Annotated in this window: 13 protein-coding genes; 5 read left to right on the top strand and 8 right to left on the bottom strand. The window is 71.2% G+C overall.

Features of this window, described 5'->3' with window-relative positions:
- The first annotated feature begins 193 nt into the window (after window positions 1-193).
- Window positions 194-2,404, top strand: a complete 2,211-nt coding sequence (locus tag WBK31_RS02320) for a nitrate- and nitrite sensing domain-containing protein (protein ID WP_406674254.1) — start codon at window positions 194-196, stop codon at window positions 2,402-2,404.
- Window positions 2,405-2,433: 29 nt separating this feature from the next.
- Here the strand turns inward: WBK31_RS02320 and WBK31_RS02315 are convergent, their stop codons facing one another.
- The 7 genes from WBK31_RS02315 to WBK31_RS02285 are packed head-to-tail and all read right to left on the bottom strand — an operon-like array spanning window position 2,434 to window position 10,170.
- Window positions 2,434-3,327 (bottom strand): ABC transporter ATP-binding protein, encoded by an 894-nt coding sequence (locus WBK31_RS02315; RefSeq protein WP_364058285.1) that lies wholly within the window; start codon window positions 3,325-3,327, stop codon window positions 2,434-2,436.
- Complete coding sequence (locus WBK31_RS02310; RefSeq protein WP_364058288.1) at window positions 3,324-4,061, bottom strand: ABC transporter ATP-binding protein; 738 nt, start codon at window positions 4,059-4,061, stop codon at window positions 3,324-3,326. Before WBK31_RS02310 ends, WBK31_RS02315 begins: the two co-directional genes overlap by 4 nt.
- Entirely contained in the window at window positions 4,058-4,930 is an 873-nt protein-coding gene (locus tag WBK31_RS02305) for an ABC transporter permease (protein ID WP_364058291.1), read from the bottom strand. The genes WBK31_RS02310 and WBK31_RS02305 overlap by 4 nt, the downstream gene beginning before the upstream one ends.
- Window positions 4,927-5,943 (bottom strand): ABC transporter permease, encoded by a 1,017-nt coding sequence (locus tag WBK31_RS02300; protein WP_364058294.1) that lies wholly within the window; start codon window positions 5,941-5,943, stop codon window positions 4,927-4,929. Before WBK31_RS02300 ends, WBK31_RS02305 begins: the two co-directional genes overlap by 4 nt.
- 3 nt (window positions 5,944-5,946) lie before the next feature.
- Window positions 5,947-7,548 carry an ABC transporter substrate-binding protein gene (locus WBK31_RS02295; RefSeq protein ID WP_364058297.1) on the bottom strand — a complete coding sequence of 534 codons (1,602 nt, stop codon included), beginning with the start codon at window positions 7,546-7,548 and terminating at the stop codon, window positions 5,947-5,949.
- 20 nt (window positions 7,549-7,568) lie between these two features.
- Window positions 7,569-9,107, bottom strand: coding sequence for a hydantoinase/oxoprolinase family protein (locus WBK31_RS02290; RefSeq protein ID WP_364058300.1), 1,539 nt, complete (start codon window positions 9,105-9,107; stop codon window positions 7,569-7,571).
- Window positions 9,100-10,170 (bottom strand): DUF917 domain-containing protein, encoded by a 1,071-nt coding sequence (locus WBK31_RS02285; RefSeq protein WP_378784879.1) that lies wholly within the window; start codon window positions 10,168-10,170, stop codon window positions 9,100-9,102. The genes WBK31_RS02290 and WBK31_RS02285 overlap by 8 nt, the downstream gene beginning before the upstream one ends.
- A 121-nt stretch (window positions 10,171-10,291) precedes the next feature.
- Here WBK31_RS02285 and WBK31_RS02280 point away from each other — a divergent pair, with 121 nt between their 5' ends.
- The 4 genes from WBK31_RS02280 (at window position 10,292) to WBK31_RS02265 (ending at window position 15,298) form a co-directional block, all read left to right on the top strand.
- Window positions 10,292-10,726 (top strand): RpiB/LacA/LacB family sugar-phosphate isomerase, encoded by a 435-nt coding sequence (locus tag WBK31_RS02280; RefSeq protein WP_364058306.1) that lies wholly within the window; start codon window positions 10,292-10,294, stop codon window positions 10,724-10,726.
- Window positions 10,727-10,803: 77 nt separating this feature from the next.
- A complete protein-coding gene (locus WBK31_RS02275; protein WP_406674253.1) occupies window positions 10,804-10,971 on the top strand; it encodes a hypothetical protein in 168 nt (55 codons plus the stop codon).
- Between the two features lie 27 nt (window positions 10,972-10,998).
- Complete coding sequence (locus WBK31_RS02270; protein WP_364058312.1) at window positions 10,999-13,395, top strand: Tex family protein; 2,397 nt, start codon at window positions 10,999-11,001, stop codon at window positions 13,393-13,395.
- A gap of 1,123 nt (window positions 13,396-14,518) precedes the next feature.
- On the top strand, window positions 14,519-15,298 hold the full coding sequence (locus WBK31_RS02265; RefSeq protein WP_364058315.1) for a hypothetical protein: 780 nt from the start codon (window positions 14,519-14,521) through the stop codon (window positions 15,296-15,298).
- A gap of 118 nt (window positions 15,299-15,416) precedes the next feature.
- Here WBK31_RS02265 and WBK31_RS02260 read toward each other — a convergent pair whose 3' ends face one another.
- Window positions 15,417-16,466 (bottom strand): spore photoproduct lyase family protein, encoded by a 1,050-nt coding sequence (locus WBK31_RS02260; RefSeq protein WP_378784881.1) that lies wholly within the window; start codon window positions 16,464-16,466, stop codon window positions 15,417-15,419.
- Window positions 16,467-16,639: the final 173 nt, after the last annotated feature.

Below are 16,639 nucleotides of genomic sequence, written 5' to 3'. Positions count from 1 at the left end.
CTCCCTCTGGTGGCCTGGCGTACCGTAGGAACCTACTCCAAGATCAACCTGGAAGGCGCCACGGTGTCCGAAAGTGCCGAAAAATTGGGCATTCCGGTGATCGTATTGCTATCCTCGGGGCTTGTCCCGTCCGGGGTTGCCAGCAAGGGACCGACCGGAGTGAGGTGCGATGGGTCGTAGCCGAACGATCCGCATGAAGATCATCGGCCTCCTGTTGGTGCCGCTGGCGTCCATGGTGGTGTTGTGGGGGGTCATCACCGCCGTCACCGCTACCGAGAGCTTGGAGCTGCGTCAGTACAAGACAGTCTGGACGAACCTGCGCCTTCCCGCGTACAAACTGATCAACGAGATTCAGCGTGAACGTCTCGTCTCGGCCCAGCTCCTGAAGAACGCCGCGACCAAGACCACCCTGGCCACGCAGCGGACGCGTACGGACGCCGCCCGGGAGTCGTTCAAGCAGCTCTCCAGCAACTCCAAGGACAGATCGGAAGAGATCCGCAGACAGGTGGACGCGGTGAACACGGCTATCGACAGGCTCGACGCGATCCGGGGAGAGATCGACACGGGTCTGTCCGACCGTCTGCACACCGTGGAGTCGTACAACGCGATGATCGACACCCTGTTCGGTCTGCACCGGCGGGTCGCGCTGATCGACGACATCCCGATCTACGAGCAGTCGCGCGTGCTCATCGACATGGGCTACGCCAAGGAGCTGCTGACCAGGGAGCAGGCCATCGGGCTCGGCACGGTCGAGCCGGCCGAGCGGCGGCTGTTCACGCAGATCGCCGGCAACCGGCGTTTCCTGCTCGACCAGAGCCTGGGTGAGCTGGATCCGGAGCTGCGCGACCCGCAGGTCGCCCTCATCACCTCGCCCGCCTACCAGCGGATGCGGATGATGGAGGACCAGATCATCGCGGGCGGCACCGCGCGGAACTGGCTCGGCACCACGGAGGTGCTGGCCAGGGCGTTCCACGAGGCGCAGATGCGGGCCAGCACGACGCTCAACAAGCGCGCCGACCCCATCGCGGACCAGGTGCTGTGGCGGGCGCTCGCGCTGGCGGGCACCGCGCTGGTGCTGGTGATCGTGTCGATCGTGTTCTCGCTGCGGATGGGCAACCGGCTGTCGAGGGAGCTCGCCGCGCTGCGCCTGGCCGCGCTCGAGGTGGCCCAGGAGCGGCTGCCGCACGTGGTGGAGAAGCTGCGCAGGGGCGAGAAGGTCGAGATGCCGGAGCTGTCGGTGGCCAGCACCACGGTCGAGATCGACGACGTGGGGCAGGCGTTCTCCACCGTGCAGCAGACAGCGGTCGAGGCCGCGGTCGGGCAGGCGCAGCTCAGCGAGGGCGTCGGCCACGTCTTCCGCAACCTCGCGCGGCGCAGCCAGACGCTGCTGCACCGCCAGCGCATCCAGCTCGCGGACATGCAGCACCGCGCCACCGACCCCGATCAGCTCGACGACCTGTTCAAGCTGGACCACCTGACCACCCGCATGCGGCGGCACGCCGAGGGCCTGATCATCCTGTCGGGCGCCACGCCGGGCCGCGGCTGGAGCCGTCCCGTGCCGCTGCTGGACGTGGCGCGCGGCGCGGCGGCCGAGGTGGAGGACTACCAGCGCGTGGTCATCGAGCCGATGTCCGGCCACCGGCTGGCCGGGCCGGTCGTCGGGGACATGATCCATCTCATCGCCGAACTGATCGAGAACGCCACCGTCTACTCCCCCGCGCACACCTCGGTCGTGGTGCGCGGCGAGGCGACGGCCAGGGGCTTCGCCTTCGAGGTGGAGGACCGCGGGTTCGGGATGGAGCCAGAGGAGCTGGCCGAGTACAACGAGCGGCTGGCCAGCCCACCGGAGTTCGACCTGGCCGACAGCGACCGGCTCGGCCTCTTCGTCGTCTCCCGCCTGGCCGCCAGGCATGACATCCGCGTGACGTTGCGCGGTTCACCATATGGAGGGACCACCGCGATCGTGTTGATCCCGGAAGAGCACGTGGCCGAACCAGAGGCCGAGGCTCCCGAGCAGAGCCGGCCCGCCCGATGCGGGTGGTGCGAAGTGACTGAAGAGCGCTGGCTGGACGAGGAAGCGGGACCGATCGTCCCCGCCTACCTCCTGACCAGGGGCCGGACGGTGCCCGCGAGCGAGGCGATCGACCTCATGGGCATCATCATCACCGCCGGCGGCCTGACGCCGCCGCGCGGCCTCGACCCCGAACATCTGATCATTCTGCAGAAGTGCACGACCCCCACCCGGCTCGTCGACGTCGCCGCAGAGCTGAATCTGCCGATCGGCGTCGTCCGGGTGCTCGTCGGCGACCTGCACGCCCAGAAGCTCGTGCAGGTCGAGCTGCCGCCTCCCGCGCCGGACGCCAAGGTCCTGCTCGAGGTGATCAGCGGCCTGAAAGCGCTGTGACGGCCGCCTGAACCCCCTATCCGGGCTTTTCAGGCGGCCAGGACGTCCTCGGCCCGGTGACAGGCCACCTGGCGGCCTCCCAGATCCCTCAGCTCGGGCGCCCGCTCGCACTCCTTCACCGCCATCGGGCAGCGCAGCCTGAACGGGCAGCCCGTCGCCGCCGGCACCGCCTCCGTACGCCCCCTCGCCTGCGGGGGCTCTCCCCCCAGCTTCGGCACCGCGTCGCGCAGCGCCCTGGTGTACGGGTGTGCCGGGCTCGCCAGCAGCTCCGCGGTGGGCCCCGATTCGACCACGCGGCCCGCGAAGAGCACGTGCGAGGTCTTGCAGAGCCGCTCGACCACGGCCAGGTTGTGGGTGATGAGCAGGCGCTCGGTGTCCAGGGACGCCAGCAGGTCGAGGACCTTGGCCTGGACGGTGACGTCGAGCGCGCTGGTGGGCTCGTCGAGGATGAGCAGGCGGGGGCCGACGGCCAGGGCGCGGGCGATCACCACGCGCTGGCGCTGGCCGCCGGAGAGCTGGTGCGGGCGGCGGCCGGCCAGCTCGGGGGCGAGGCCGACCTGTTCGAGCAGCTCGGGTACGCGGTGGCGCTCGGCGCGCGGGAGCGCTTCGGCGATCGAGCGGCCGATGCGCATGCGGGGGTCGAGCGCCTCGGCCTGGAAGACCGGCTGGACGTCCTTCCGGAACGTCCGCATGTCCACTTTTTTCAGCGTTTGGTCGCCGTACCAGATATTTCCGGACATTGGGGTGAGGAGGCCGAGGAACGCGCGCGCCAGCGTCGTCTTGCCCGACCCGCTCTCCCCGATCAGCCCCACGCCGCCCTCGGTGATCTCCAGGCTGACGTCGTGGACGACCGGGCGGCGGGCGTACCCGAGCGTCACCCGCTCCGCTCTGAGCACGGGTCCTGTCACGGCAGCGCCTGTCATGGGAGGGCCTCCAGCAGCTCGCGGGTGTAGGCATGGGACGGCTCGGCCAGCACCCGGGCGGCCGGCCCCGACTCGACCACCGCGCCGTCCTTCATGACGAGCACCCGGTCGGCGATCGTCGAGACCAGCGCGAGGTCGTGGGAGACCAGCAGCAGCGCGAGGTCGCGCTCCTCGCGCAGCCGCCGCAGCACGCCGACCACCTCGGCCTGCACGGTCACGTCGAGCGCGCTGGTCGGCTCGTCGGCCAGGATCACCTCGGCCCCCAGGGCGATGGCCAGCGCGATGGCGAAGCGCTGCGCCTGGCCGCCGGAGACCTCGTGCGGGTAGCGGCGCAGGATCGCGGGGTCGAGCAGCACCTCCTCGACGGCCCGCGCCATGGCCTGCTCGGAGTCGTCGCGGCCGTGCAGCCGCAGCGCGCGGCGCATCAGCGTGCCGAGCCTGGTGGCGGGGCTGAGCGCGGCCTGGGGCGACTGCATGACCAGGGCCGCCCTGGCGCCCCGCAGTGCGCGCAGCTCGCGCGGAGATGCCGTCAGGACGTCCACGCCGCACACTCTGACCGTGCCCGAGACCTCGGCGTGCTCGGTGAGGCCGAGCAGCGTGAGCAGCGTCGTGGTCTTGCCCGACCCGCTCTCCCCCACGATCGCCACGCACTCGCCGGCGGCGACGTCCAGCTCGGGCACCGCGGCCACCGGCCGCCCGCCGTAGCTCACCCGCAGGTCGCGTACCTCGATCACCTGACCGCCCTCCGCGGGTCGAGCGCGTTGCGCAGCCCCTCGCCCAGCACGTTGAACGCGAACGCCGTCACCAGGATGGCCAGGCCGGGGAAGGTGACGACCCACCAGTCGGTGGTGAACAGCGCCTGGCCCTGCTGCACCATCAGTCCCCACTCCGCGGTCGGCTCCTGCGCGCCGAGCCCCAGGTACGACAGCGCCGCCGAGGTCAGGATCACCCCGCCCGCGTCCAGCGAGATCTGCACCAGGACCGGGGTGAGCGAGTTGGGCAGCACGTGGCGCAGCACGATCAGCGGGGCGGGCACGCCGAGGCAGCGGGCGGCGTCCACGTACGGCCTGGTCGCGATCGACGCGGCCACGGACGCCGACAGGCGCGTGTACCACGGCCACCAGGTCGCCGCGATGGCCAGGATGACGGTGTTCACGCTGGGCTGGAGCACCACCGCCAGCGCGAGCGAGAGCAGCAGCGCGGGAAAGGCGAGGAACACGTCCGTGATCCGCATGATCACGTCCCTGATCCAGCCGCCCGCGTAGCCGGCGACCACGCCGAGCGTGACGCCGACCGCCGCCGAGACGGCCAGCACCGCCACGGCGATGAACAGCGAGGTGCGGCCGCCGTACAGGATCCTGGTGAGCACGTCGCGGCCGACCTGGTCGGTGCCGAACCAGTGCGCGGCGCTCGGCTCGAGCAGGCTCTCCGTCGGGCGCGTCTCGTCCACCGGGTACGGCGCCAGCCACGGCGCGAGCACCGCGGCCAGCACGATGAGCACGATGAGCACGGCGCCGAACGCGGCGAAGCGGTCGGGGATGCGCGGCAGCGTGCGACGCAGCGGCTGCGTGTCCTGGACGCGCTCCGGTTCCGTGGTGCTCATCGGGTCCTCGTTCTGGGGTCGACGAAGCCCTGCAGGATGTCCACGACCAGGTTGGCCAGGACGTAGACCAGGGCGACGAGGAGGGTGACGCCCGCGATGGCCGGGGTGTCCAGCGACCTGATCGACTCGGCGGCGTAGCGGCCCAGACCCGGCCAGTTGAAGACGGCCTCGACGAGGAAGCCGTTGACGATCGCGTACGCGAAGACGAGCGCGATCAGCGACAGCACCGGGTTGAGCGCCGGCCGCAGGGCGAACTTGGTCAGTATGGACGTCTCGCCGAACCCGAGCGCCCGCTCCAGCCTGGCGTGGTCCTGCCCCGACTCCTCGATGAGCGCGGCCCTGGTCATCTGGGCGATGACGCCCGCCGGGTAGGCGGCCACGACCAGCGCGGGCAGCACGAGGTGATGGAGCGTGCTGGTGAGCATCGGCCAGTTGCCGGTGATGAGGGCGTCCACGGCCGTGATGTTCGTCCAGAGCGTGAGCGGGCTCGTGGTGTCGAGCGAGGTGTCGTACTCGCCGGCGACGGGGAACCAGCCGAGGTGGCTGCCGAAGACCGTCTGCAGGGCCAGCGCCAGCCAGAAGACCGGGACGGAGACCGCCAGCATGCTGCCCAGGCGTACCCCGACGTCCGGCGGCTTGCGCTTGTAGCGGGCGGCGAGCACGCCGAGCGGGATGCCGGCCGCGACGGCCAGCAGCAGCGCCGCGCCCACCAGCTCAAGCGAGGCGGGGAAGGCGAGATAGAGGTCGTCGAGCACCGGCTGCCTGGTGCGCAGGCTGGTCCCCCAGTCGCCGCTCAGCAGGTCACGCGCGTAGTTCAGCAGCTGCACCGGCAGCGGGTCGTCGAGCCCGAACCGCTCACGGGCCTCCGCGAGCTGCTCGGGCGTCGCCTTCGGCCCGGCGAACGCGACCGCGGGATCGCCGGGCACCATCCGCATCACGGCGAACGTGAGCACGACCACGCCGGCCACGACCAGGAGTGCCTGGCCGAGCCGGCGGGTCAGGTAGCGGAGCATGGCCTAGCGCTTGAGGTCGTAGAAGAAGACCACGTTCGGATAGGCGGGATTGTCGACGTATCCCTGCACGTCGGAGGTGAGCGCCCGCTGGTACGTCTGCACGTACGGCACGGCCACCGCCGCCTCCTCCTGGATGATCCTCCGCTGCAGCTCCTCGTAGGTGTCCATGGCGGCCGACTTGTCGGTGGCGGTCAGCTCGGGCAGCTTGTCGATGAGCCCGTCGATCTCGTCGTTCTTCAGGTACGACAGGTTGAACTGCGGCTTGTCGTTGCTCCTGAACACGTTGAGGAACCACGAGTAGGCGTCCGGATAGTCCGGATACCAGTACATGACGAAGATGTCCTGGCCGCGCTTCTTGCCGAGGTCCCACTGCGCGCTCCAGTTCATGGGCTTGGCCTGGAGCGTCACGTTGAGGTTCTTCAGCGCCGAGCTGAGCAGCGTGACCAGCAGCTTCTGGTCGTCGTCGCCGATGCCGTAGGTCAGGGTGAGCTTGAGCTCGGGGTTGTCGGGGCCGTACCCGGCCTCCGTCAGCAGCTGCTGCGCCTTGGCGAGGTCCTGCTTGGGCTGCATGTTCTCGGCGTGGCCGAGCAGGCCGGGCGGCACCAGGCCGCTCGCCCGGTGCCCGGAGCCCTCCAGCGCCGCCACGAGGCCGTCGTAGTCGATGGCGAGCTGCAGCGCCTGGCGGATCCTGACGTCCTTCAGCGGGCCCTCCGCGGTGTTGAACAGCACCAGCAGGTTCTGGAACGACTGGGCCTCCGACACCTGCACGCCCCGCGTCTCGCGCGCCTGGTCGAACAGCTGCGGGTTGAGCCGGTCGACGAAGTTCACCTCGCCGCGCTGCAGCAGCTGCCAGGCGGTGGTGACCTCGGGCGTGACGCGGAAGGTCACCTTCTTGTACTGCTCGGGCTTCCAGCCGCCCCAGTAGTCCTCGAACGCCTTGAGCGTGAGCTCGTTCTCCTTGCCCTTCTGCCAGGAGTCGACCGTGTACGGGCCGGTGCCGGCGGTCTTCTTGCCGTCGGTGTCCACCGCGTCCACGTCGTAGATCCAGGCGGCGTAGCCGGAGGCGGCGACGAGGTCGAGCGGGGCGGGGTACTTGAGGATGAACTCGACGGTGTTCGGGTCGGGCGTCTCGATCTTCTTGACCGGGTCCCAGATGTAGGCCGCGCCGCCCTTTTTGTCGATGTTGCGCTGGACGGCCTTCTTGACGGCCTCGGAGTCCATCGTGGCGCCCGAGTGGAACTTGACGCCCTGCCGCAGCGTGAACGTCCACTTCTTGCCGCCGTCCGACGACTCCCATGAGGTGGCGAGCAGCGGCCTTGCCTGCTTGGTCTTCGAGTCGTACCTGGTCAGGCCCTCGTAGATGTTGGACAGCGCGATGATCTCGTTGGAGTACGAGGTCGCCGGGTCCCAGTCGGTGACCACGTCGTGGTTGGGGGCGTAGACGAACGTGCTGTCGTTGACCTGCCCGCCGGCCGGGGCGCCGGTGCTCGCGCGGGGCTGGGGCGTGCCGCCGGCGCCGCGCACCTGGCCGCCCGCGCACGCCGACGCGGTCAGAGCCAGGACACCGGCCACCCCGGCGACGAACAGTCGCTTGTGCCAGCGCATGGGGGGATCCTTTCGCTATGTCACCGGGCGAGGGGTCCGGCTGCTTTGACGTGCACCCGCACGGCGGGCTCGGAGAGATAGCTCAGCGGCACCTCCAGGAGGTCCACGATCTCCACCGTGGAGGGGTCGGCCCCTGCCGCCACGGCCCGCGCCTGCGCTTCCTCTTTAGCGCTTTCGATGGCCTGTGCCCGGCTTTCTCCCGCAGGCAAGATCGTATCGACTCTGCCGCTCGCGAGCGCGATGGCCGCCCCCACCGCGTTGGCCACCTCGGCGTGCTCGGGCCTGATCACCCGGCTCGCCCCGGGAACCTCCTGAGGCAGCAGGAACGCCCCGCCGCCCACCGCGACCAGGGGGCGGTCGGTACGGCCGAGCGTCATCCTGTCCACGGCGTCGGCGACCATCTCGTCCGCTTTCGTGACCGCGTCGCGGAGCATCGTGCTCTCGTGAGCGCTTGGCAGGCGCTGCGGCCAGTCCTCGCCGCCTGGAGGCACCCGGCCGGCCGCGACGGCGGCGTCCGTCATCGTCGCGGTCGTCCCGCCGAACACCAGCGCCTCCGTGGCGATCCGGTAGCCGACCGAGCCGGGGCCGACGCCGCCGGGGCGCACCACGGTGCCGCCGCCGAGCGCGATGGCCAGGATGTCCGGCATGCGGAAGTTGGTGAGCACGCCGCCGATCTCCGTGGCCGCCGCCGACTCCCTCGGGAACCCGCCGGCCAGCACGCCCAGGTCGGTCGAGGTGCCGCCGACGTCCACCACGATCGCGTCCTGCACCCCCGACAGGTACGCCGCACCGCGCAGCGAGTTCGCCGGGCCCGAGCCGATCGTGGAGACCGGCAGGCGGGCGGCGTGCTCCAGGGTCATCAGCGTGCCGTCGTTCTGCGCCAGGTAGGGCCGTGCGCTCAGCCCGCGCTCGGCGAGAGCCGTGGTCAGGGCGTCGGTGACGTGGGCGGCGACGCCGTACAGCGCGGCGTTCAGCACGGTCGCGTTCTCGCGTTCGAGCAGGCCGAGCGAGCCGATCTCGTGGCTGACCGACACCGGCAGGCCGTACTCGGCGGCGACCAGCTCCGCCACCCGCCGCTCGTGCCCGTCGTCGGCGGGGCTGAAGACGCCGGTGACCGCCACGGCGTCGGCCTCCGCACCGTCCAGGAAGCGGCGCACCGCGTCCAGGTCGAGTGGGCCGATCTCGCGGCCGTCCACGTAATGGCCGCCGGGCACGATCGCCTCGCCGGCCGAGACGGTTGTGCGCAGGTCGTCCGGCCAGTCGGACAGCGGCGGCACCGCCGTGGTGGCCGGCGCGCCCAGCCGCAGCACCGCGACCCTGCCGAGCCCGCGCCGCTCCAGGATCGCGTTCGTGGCGTGCGTGGTGCCCAGCATGACGCGGGTCACCTGGGAACGGTCCTCGACCTGGGCGAGCACGGCGTCCAGCGCGGCGCGCAGGCCGCCGGTCACCTCCGGCGTGGTCGGCCGCTTGGCCTTGGCGATCACCCGGCCGCCCGCGTCAAGCACCACGGCGTCGGTGTTGGTGCCGCCGACGTCGATCCCGATGCGCAGGTCAGCCACGCGCCATCAGCTCCTCCACGGGGACGTAGTCCAGGTCGTATCCGAAGGCGCGCGGTCCCGCCGTCTCCAGGCCCTTGCCCGTACGCCAGAGGGGATCGCAGGGCCAGGCGAGCACGGTCACGCGCTGGCCGTACCTGAGGGCCTCGGTCTGGATCGCGGCGGCCGTCTCGGTGTCCACGACCGTGATGAGGTCAGGCACCATGGCGCGCACCCGGCCCTCCTCGATCGCGACCAGGTTCTCGTTCTGCAGCTCCACGCTCAGGCGGCGGCCGCGGTCGTCGCCGGTGCCCTCGATCGTGGCGGTGCCGCGTACGAACCCGCCCGTCGTGCGCCGCTCCACGTCGGTCAGCTTGCCGGTGATCAGCCGGACCGCGCCCAGGCTCTCGCGCAGCGCCTCCAGCGGGTCGGCGGCGCCCTGCGTGGCCCTGCCGACCTCCAAGGCCCTGGTCACCGAGCCCTCGATGACCGCGCCCCTGGCCGTGGCGGCGGTCAGCACGTAGTCGGCCATCAGCGCGTGCGAGCCCACGGCCACGCAGACGGCGCGCGCGATGCGCTCCGACCACAGGCCGTCGAGCGGGCGGATGGTGACGACGTTGCCCGCGACGTCCGACATGATCACCAGATCGGCGGGAAGCCCGGCCACGTACATCGAGACCATCTGGACCTCGGGGAAGGCCCGTCCCATGCCGTCGGCGTCGAGCAGCGGCACGCCGAGCTGCGCGGCCCAGGCGACCGGCGCGACGCCGTTCGCGCCGCCGATCTCCGACGACATGATCGCGCTCGGCGGGCGGCCGAAGATCCGCTCCACCTCCTCGGCGATGCGCTTCGGCTCGTCCTCGCCGTGGATCATCTCGTGGCTCACGGTCGGGGCGCCGATGCCGGACAGCGGCACCACGAGGGCGTCGTCGGGCAGGTCGCCCAGTTTCACCAGCGGGACCGGCCCGTACTCGCGGATGGCCCTCACCGCCGCCAGCGATCCCGTACGGACGTCTCCCCCGCCGCCGGTGCCGAGCACGGCACAGCCACGGGCGAGCGCCTGGATGTCATTCGCATCAATCCTCATTGGCGACTCAACCAACCACATGGGCGCATATTTCGCCAGTCCAGCGCGTTTCGCGCGGGTGAAAACGTTCACTCGGGACCGTTTCCGTTGGTAAGTGTGGGAGGCGAGGAGAGGAGGTCGCATGCGGATATCGGTGGCCGCCGACAGCAAGGACGGCGTGGCCGAACGGGTCGTGACGGAGCTGCGCAAGCGCGGGCACGACGTCGTCACCCACGGGGCGCTCAACGACGGCGAGCGCGACGACTGGGCGTGGGCCTGCGAGCTGACCGCCCGCGACGTCGCGGAGGGCCGCGCCGAGCAGGGCGTGGTGTGCTGCTGGACGGGCACGGGCGCGTCGATCGCGGCCAACAAGGTGCCCGGGGTGCGCGCCGCGCTGTGCGTGGACGCGTACACCGCCGACGGGGCGCGCAAGTGGAACGACGCCAACGTGCTCGCGCTGAGCCTGCGGCTGACCTCGGAGGTGGTGCTGGACGAGATCCTGGACGCCTGGTTCGAGGGGCGGCCGAGCGACGACCCGGCCGACCGCGCCAACATCGACCACGTGAACGAGATCTGACCCGCCGCTGAGCACCGGACCTCGCGACCCCGGCGGACGCCGGGAAATCGTCGGTCCCGGCCTTTAGGGTGCTGGGCATGACCCTCGTCCTGCACCGCGGCGGGCTCCCCCGGCACCCCCGCCGGACGACCACCGGAGAGTCGGCCGGCCTGGTCGTGGTGCCGTGCGGCGGCGCGGCGGAGGCGGTCGTCGTTCACCCTGCGCGCACTCTGGTCATGAAGGACGGCGTCGTCCTGCACAATTGACCGGCGGGACCATCGAAAGGCAGGCAAGTGCTCTCTATTCACCAGCGGATCGCCGCCGAGCTCGGCGTGCGCGAAGGCCAGGTGCAGGCGGCCGTCGAGTTGCTCGACGGCGGTGCGACCGTGCCGTTCATCGCGCGATACCGCAAAGAGGCCACCGGCGCTCTCGACGACGCTCAGCTGCGCACGCTGGAAGAGCGGCTGCGCTACCTGCGGGAGCTGGAGGAACGCAGGACGGCGATCCTGGAGTCCATCGAGTCCCAGGGCAAGCTCGACGACGAGCTGCGCGCCCAGATCATGGCCGCGGAGACCAAGGCCAGGCTCGAGGACATCTACCTGCCCTACAAGCCCAAGCGGCGCACCAAGGCGCAGATCGCCCGCGAGCTGGGCCTGGAGCCGCTGGCCGACCAGCTGCTCGCCGACCCCACGCTCGACCCGGTCGCCACCGCCGAGAGTTTCGTCACCGAGGGCGTCGCCGACGCCTCGGCGGCACTCGAAGGCGCGCGGGCCATCCTCATCGAGCGCTTCGCCGAAGACGCCGACCTCATCGGCGGCCTGCGCGAGCAGCTCTGGCAGCGCGGCCGGCTGGTGTCGAAGGTGCGCGAGGGCAAGGAGGAGGCGGGGGCCAAGTTCGCCGACTATTTCGACTTCGGCGAGCCGTTCACCAAGCTGCCCTCCCACCGCATCCTCGCCCTGTTCAGGGGCGAGAAGGAGGAGATCCTCTCCGTCACGCTCGAGCCCGACGACAGCCCCGACTACGAGATGCGCATCGCCGCCCGGTTCGGCATCTCCGACCAGGGCAGGCCGGCCGACAAGTGGCTGAATGAGACCGTGCGCTGGGCCTGGCGCACCCGCATCCTCGTCCACCTCGGCATCGACCTGCGCATGCGGCTGTGGCAGGCGGCGGAGGACGAGGCGGTGCGGGTCTTCGCCGCCAACCTGCGCGACCTGCTGCTCGCCGCACCGGCGGGCGCGCGGCCGACCATGGGCCTCGACCCGGGTCTGCGCACAGGCGTCAAGGTCGCCGTCGTCGACGGCACCGGCAAGGTCGTCGACACCGCCACCATCTACCCCCACGAGCCCAAGCGGCAGTGGGACGAGTCGCTCGCCGTGCTCGGCGCGCTGGCCCAGCGCCACAAGGTCGAGCTGATCGCCATCGGCAACGGCACCGCCTCCCGCGAGACCGACAAGCTCGCCGGCGAGCTGGTCAAGCACATGCCGTCGCTCACCAAGGTCGTCGTCTCCGAGGCCGGGGCGTCCGTCTACTCCGCCTCCCCCTACGCCTCGCAGGAGCTGCCCGACCTCGACGTGTCGCTGCGCGGCGCCGTCTCCATCGCCCGGCGGCTGCAGGACCCGCTGGCCGAGCTGGTCAAGATCGACCCCAAGTCCATCGGCGTCGGCCAATACCAGCACGACCTCGCCGAGTCCAAGCTGTCGCGCACGCTCGACGCCGTCGTCGAAGACTGCGTCAACGCGGTCGGCGTCGACGTCAACACCGCCTCGGCCCCGCTGCTCACCCGCGTGTCCGGCATCGGCGCCACGCTGGCCGAGAGCATCGTCCGCCACCGCGACGCCAACGGCCCGTTCCGCACGCGCGCCGCGCTCAAAAACGTGCCCAGGCTGGGCCCCAAGGCGTTCGAGCAGTGCGCGGGCTTCCTGCGCATCAGGGGCGGCGACGACCCGCTCGACGTCTCCGCCGTGCACCCCGAGTCCTACCCGGTCGTGCGCCGCATCCTGACCACCGCCAAGACCGACCTGAAGTCCTTGATCGGCAACACGGCGGTGCTGCGCTCCCTCGACCCGCGCGACTTCACCGACGACACCTTCGGCCTGCCGACCGTCACCGACATCCTGCGCGAGCTGGAGAAGCCCGGCCGTGACCCGCGGCCCGCGTTCAAGACCGCCACTTTCAAGGAGGGCGTCGAAAAGCTGTCCGACCTGTCGCCCGGCATGATCTTGGAGGGCGTGGTCACCAACGTGGCGGCGTTCGGGGCGTTCGTCGACATCGGCGTCCACCAGGACGGCCTCGTCCACGTGTCGGCCATGTCGCGCACGTTCGTCTCCGACCCGCGTGACGTGGTCAAGCCCGGCGACATCGTCCGCGTCAAGGTCCTCGGCGTCGACATCCCGCGCAAGCGGATCTCGCTGACGCTGCGCCTGGACGACGACATCACGACGGAGCAGGGCGCCGAGGGCTCCCGCCGCGGTGCGGGCCGTGGGGCGGGCCGCGCCGACGGGGGCCGTGACGGGGCCCGGGATGGCGGGCGCGGCGGCCGTGGTGACGGCGGCCGAGACGGGCGCGGCGGAGGCGGCCAGCGCGGCCGCGAGGGTGGCCGCGGCGGAGGCCGCCGCCAGGACCGCCCCGCCCCGACGGGCGCCATGGCCGAGGCCCTCAGAAAGGCCGGCCTCGGCGGCGACCTCCGCTGAAAACCGGTCCCCGGTTCCGGCCCGCCCCCGACGGGCCGGAACCGCACACGACCAACCCCATGGAGAGACCGCCCCAACCGGGGCGCCGCCGACACGGGACCTCCACCACCGACCCGCACCACCACCAGCCCGAAACCACACACCACCAACCCCACGAAAAACCGCACCGGCCGAGGGCCGCGCCGACACGGGACCTCCACCAGCCCGAAACCACACACCACCAACCCCACGAAAAACCGCACCGGCCGAGGGCCGCGCCGACACGGGACCTCCACCACCGGCCCGCCCCACCACCTGGCCGGGGAACCAGCACGGCCCACGCCTGCGAAGAGCCGATGGCCTTGAAGGCTCCTCCCCCTCCCCGGTGCCGCTGACGCGGGATTCGCCTTGCCCCCCCACACGACACTGCGGCCCGGCAGAGCCGTGCGAGGCTCCGGCACCGTCCCTCACGTCCAGGAGCCGGTGGGGCAGGGGGCCGGGGCTGGGGCGATACGGTGCAAGGGTGAGCACCTCTGCGTTCGACACGGCGATCACCCAGGCTCGCGACCTGCTCAGGTGGCGTTCACCGCTGCGGACCGAGCTCTGGGCGGCCAGGCTCACGGCCGAGCTCGAGGGCTCGGGCCAGGTGGAGGAGTTCCTGCGGCGGGCCACTGAGGACGGCGGGATGGAGGCCCGGCTCGCTTTGGCCGCCCTCGCCGCGGTCAACCGCCCCGCTACTGCGCCCGGTGTGACGCCCGCCCCTGCCCCCGGTGAGACACCCCTCCCTGCCCCCGGTGAAACACCCGCCCCTGCCGCCGGTGAAACACCCGGTGAGACACCCGCCCCTGCGCCGGGTGAAGGTTCCGCCCTTGCCCCGGGTGCAGATTCCGCCTCTGGTCCGGGTGAGCATTCCGCTCCTGGCTCGGTCGTCGGTGACGAGGGCGGAGCCGCGTCCCTGTCAGGCGGCGCATCCGAGGACTCGCCCCCTTCCGAAGGCGCAACCGAAGGTCCGGCCGCTCCGGGTGAGACGGCCGAGGGCACGGGCGCGGCAGGCGGCGGGCACGACGAGGCTGCGCCGGGGAGTGCGGACGAGCGGCCGGCGGAGGCGGACGGAGGAGCCGAGGGCGCCCGGGCTGCGGGGAGCGTGTACGCAGCAGCCGGGGACGGCGTGCTGGACAGCCTGGCCGGGTGGGTGCGGCGGATGGGGCGGGTACGCTGCGACGGCGGCTGGTACGGCAAGGCCGACCCCTACGGCGAGCAGGTCCTGGCGGTGCTGTCGTTCCGGTACGAGAACGGCAAGGAGCCGCACATCCTCGTCGTCGGCATCGACCAGCCGAGCGGCGGCCTGGCGGTGGACGCGCTGGTGGAGGAGGCGAAGTTCCTCGACGAGCTGGATCTGCGGCCGACGCCTCCCGAGAGCGTGGCGAAGCGTGTCCTTGACGCGTTCGAGCTGACCGACCGCGTTATGGGGGCTCGGGTCGCCGACACCTTGCCGGGGGTTCGGCCGTTCGCGATCACCCGGGCTCGTACCGTACTGGCCCGGACCTCTCACGACACCGGTCCGGCGGGCTCGCAACAGGAGCCATCCGCTGAGGCTCGGCTTGAGGGGCTGGACGTGTCGGGGCCTGGGGTGCGCGAGGCGTTCGACGTGCTGATGGAGTTCGTGGGCGAGCGGACGCTGTGGTGGAGCCCGGCGCGGGTGTCGCAGTTCCTGACGCAGTGGCTGCCACGGGAGGCCATCCTGTCGGAGGCGGCGATCGAGGCGATGCCCGAGGTGGTGCGGGCCTGGACGATGCGTCAGGGCGGCCATCCTGACGTGTTGCGGCAGATCGACCGCGATGCGCCGCGCCTGCCCGGCCTTATGGCGGACGACTCGCTGGCCTCGCTCAACAAGCGCCTGTCGATGGCCGCCAAGGACCGCTGATCGGCCACCCACCGCTCCCGGATCCGCCACTTCGGGCTGTTCATCCGGGCCGCGCCATCCGCTTCGTCGGTGCCGTTCAAGCGGTCTGTCCGCCGTACGGCGGGTGAGCGAGGCGGTCCTAGAAGGCGTAGCGGATGCGGCAGTACGGCAGGCGGGTGCCGATGAGGTCGGTGAGTGCGGCGACGTAGCGGCCCTTGTGGCCGGTGCGGTAGCGGACGTTCCAGCCGCCGGTCTGCGACCGCTTGGCCTGCTGCAGCTCCGGCCGCCACAGCACCTCTTCCGCCTTGGGGTGCCAGCCGAGGTTGACCTCGTGCAGCCGGTCGTTGTGGGTCAGGAAGATCACCTCGGCGGCGAGCTGCGCGCGGGCCTCGGGGCTGAGGGCGTCGTCGAGCTGGGCGAGCAGTTCGGCCCAGTCGTCGAGCCATCCGTCGCGTACGACGACGGGGCTGAAGTTGACGTGCACCTCGTAACCGGCGGCCACGAAGTCGTTGATGGCCTCCATTCTGGCGGCGACCGGCGAGGTGCGGATGTCGAGCAGCTTGGAGTCGGCCATCGGCATGAGGCTGAAGCGGATCCTGGTACCGCCGCGCGGGTCCCAATCGAGCAGGTCGCGGTTGACGTACTTGGTGGCGAAGCTGGCCTTGGCGTTGGGGAGGCGGCCGAACAGATCCACCAGGTCGCGTACGTTCTCGGAGATCGTGGCGTCGACCGAGCAGTCGGAGTTCTCGCCGATGTCGTAGACCCAGTCGCGCGGATCGACCTGGTCGGGCTCGGGTTTGACGCCCTGCCGCCCGGCGTGGCGTTCGAGGTAGCCGAGGATCTTGTCGATGTTGGCGAAGACGGTGATGGGGTTGCTGTAGCCCTTGCGGCGCGGCACGTAGCAGTAGGCGCAGGCCATCGCGCAGCCGTTGGCGGTGGACGGCGCGATGAAGTCGGACGAGCGGCCGTTGGGCCGGGCGGTGAGCGACTTCTTGATGCCGAGCACGAGCGACTCGGTCTTGATGCGGACCCAGCGGCTGACGTTGGTCTCGTCGCCGTACAGCTCGGGGATGCGGTGATGGCTTTCGACCTCGATCAGTTCGGCTCCGGGGAAGCGGGCGAGGATCTCCTGCCCGCGCGGTAGCTCGGCTGCGGCCGGTTCGAGGTAAATGCGCCGGATATCCAGCAAAGAGTTACTGATCGTGATTGCCATATCACGTCCAGGCTACCGGCCGGTCCCCGATGGACGGGCACGTGGCTCTCAGGTGTTCTGCCAGGTCACGGCAGGGATGTGAGAGCGGGCGGCGGCCACACGGGCGCGGCGGGCGGTCGCGGCCGACAAGGCACGGCGGGCGGTCGCGG

Source organism: Nonomuraea sp. N2-4H, assembly GCF_045291505.1.
GTDB lineage: Bacteria > Actinomycetota > Actinomycetes > Streptosporangiales > Streptosporangiaceae > Nonomuraea > Nonomuraea fastidiosa.
The sequence above is the reverse complement of the archived record's forward strand: the minus strand, read 5'-3'. Positions and strand labels throughout refer to the sequence as shown.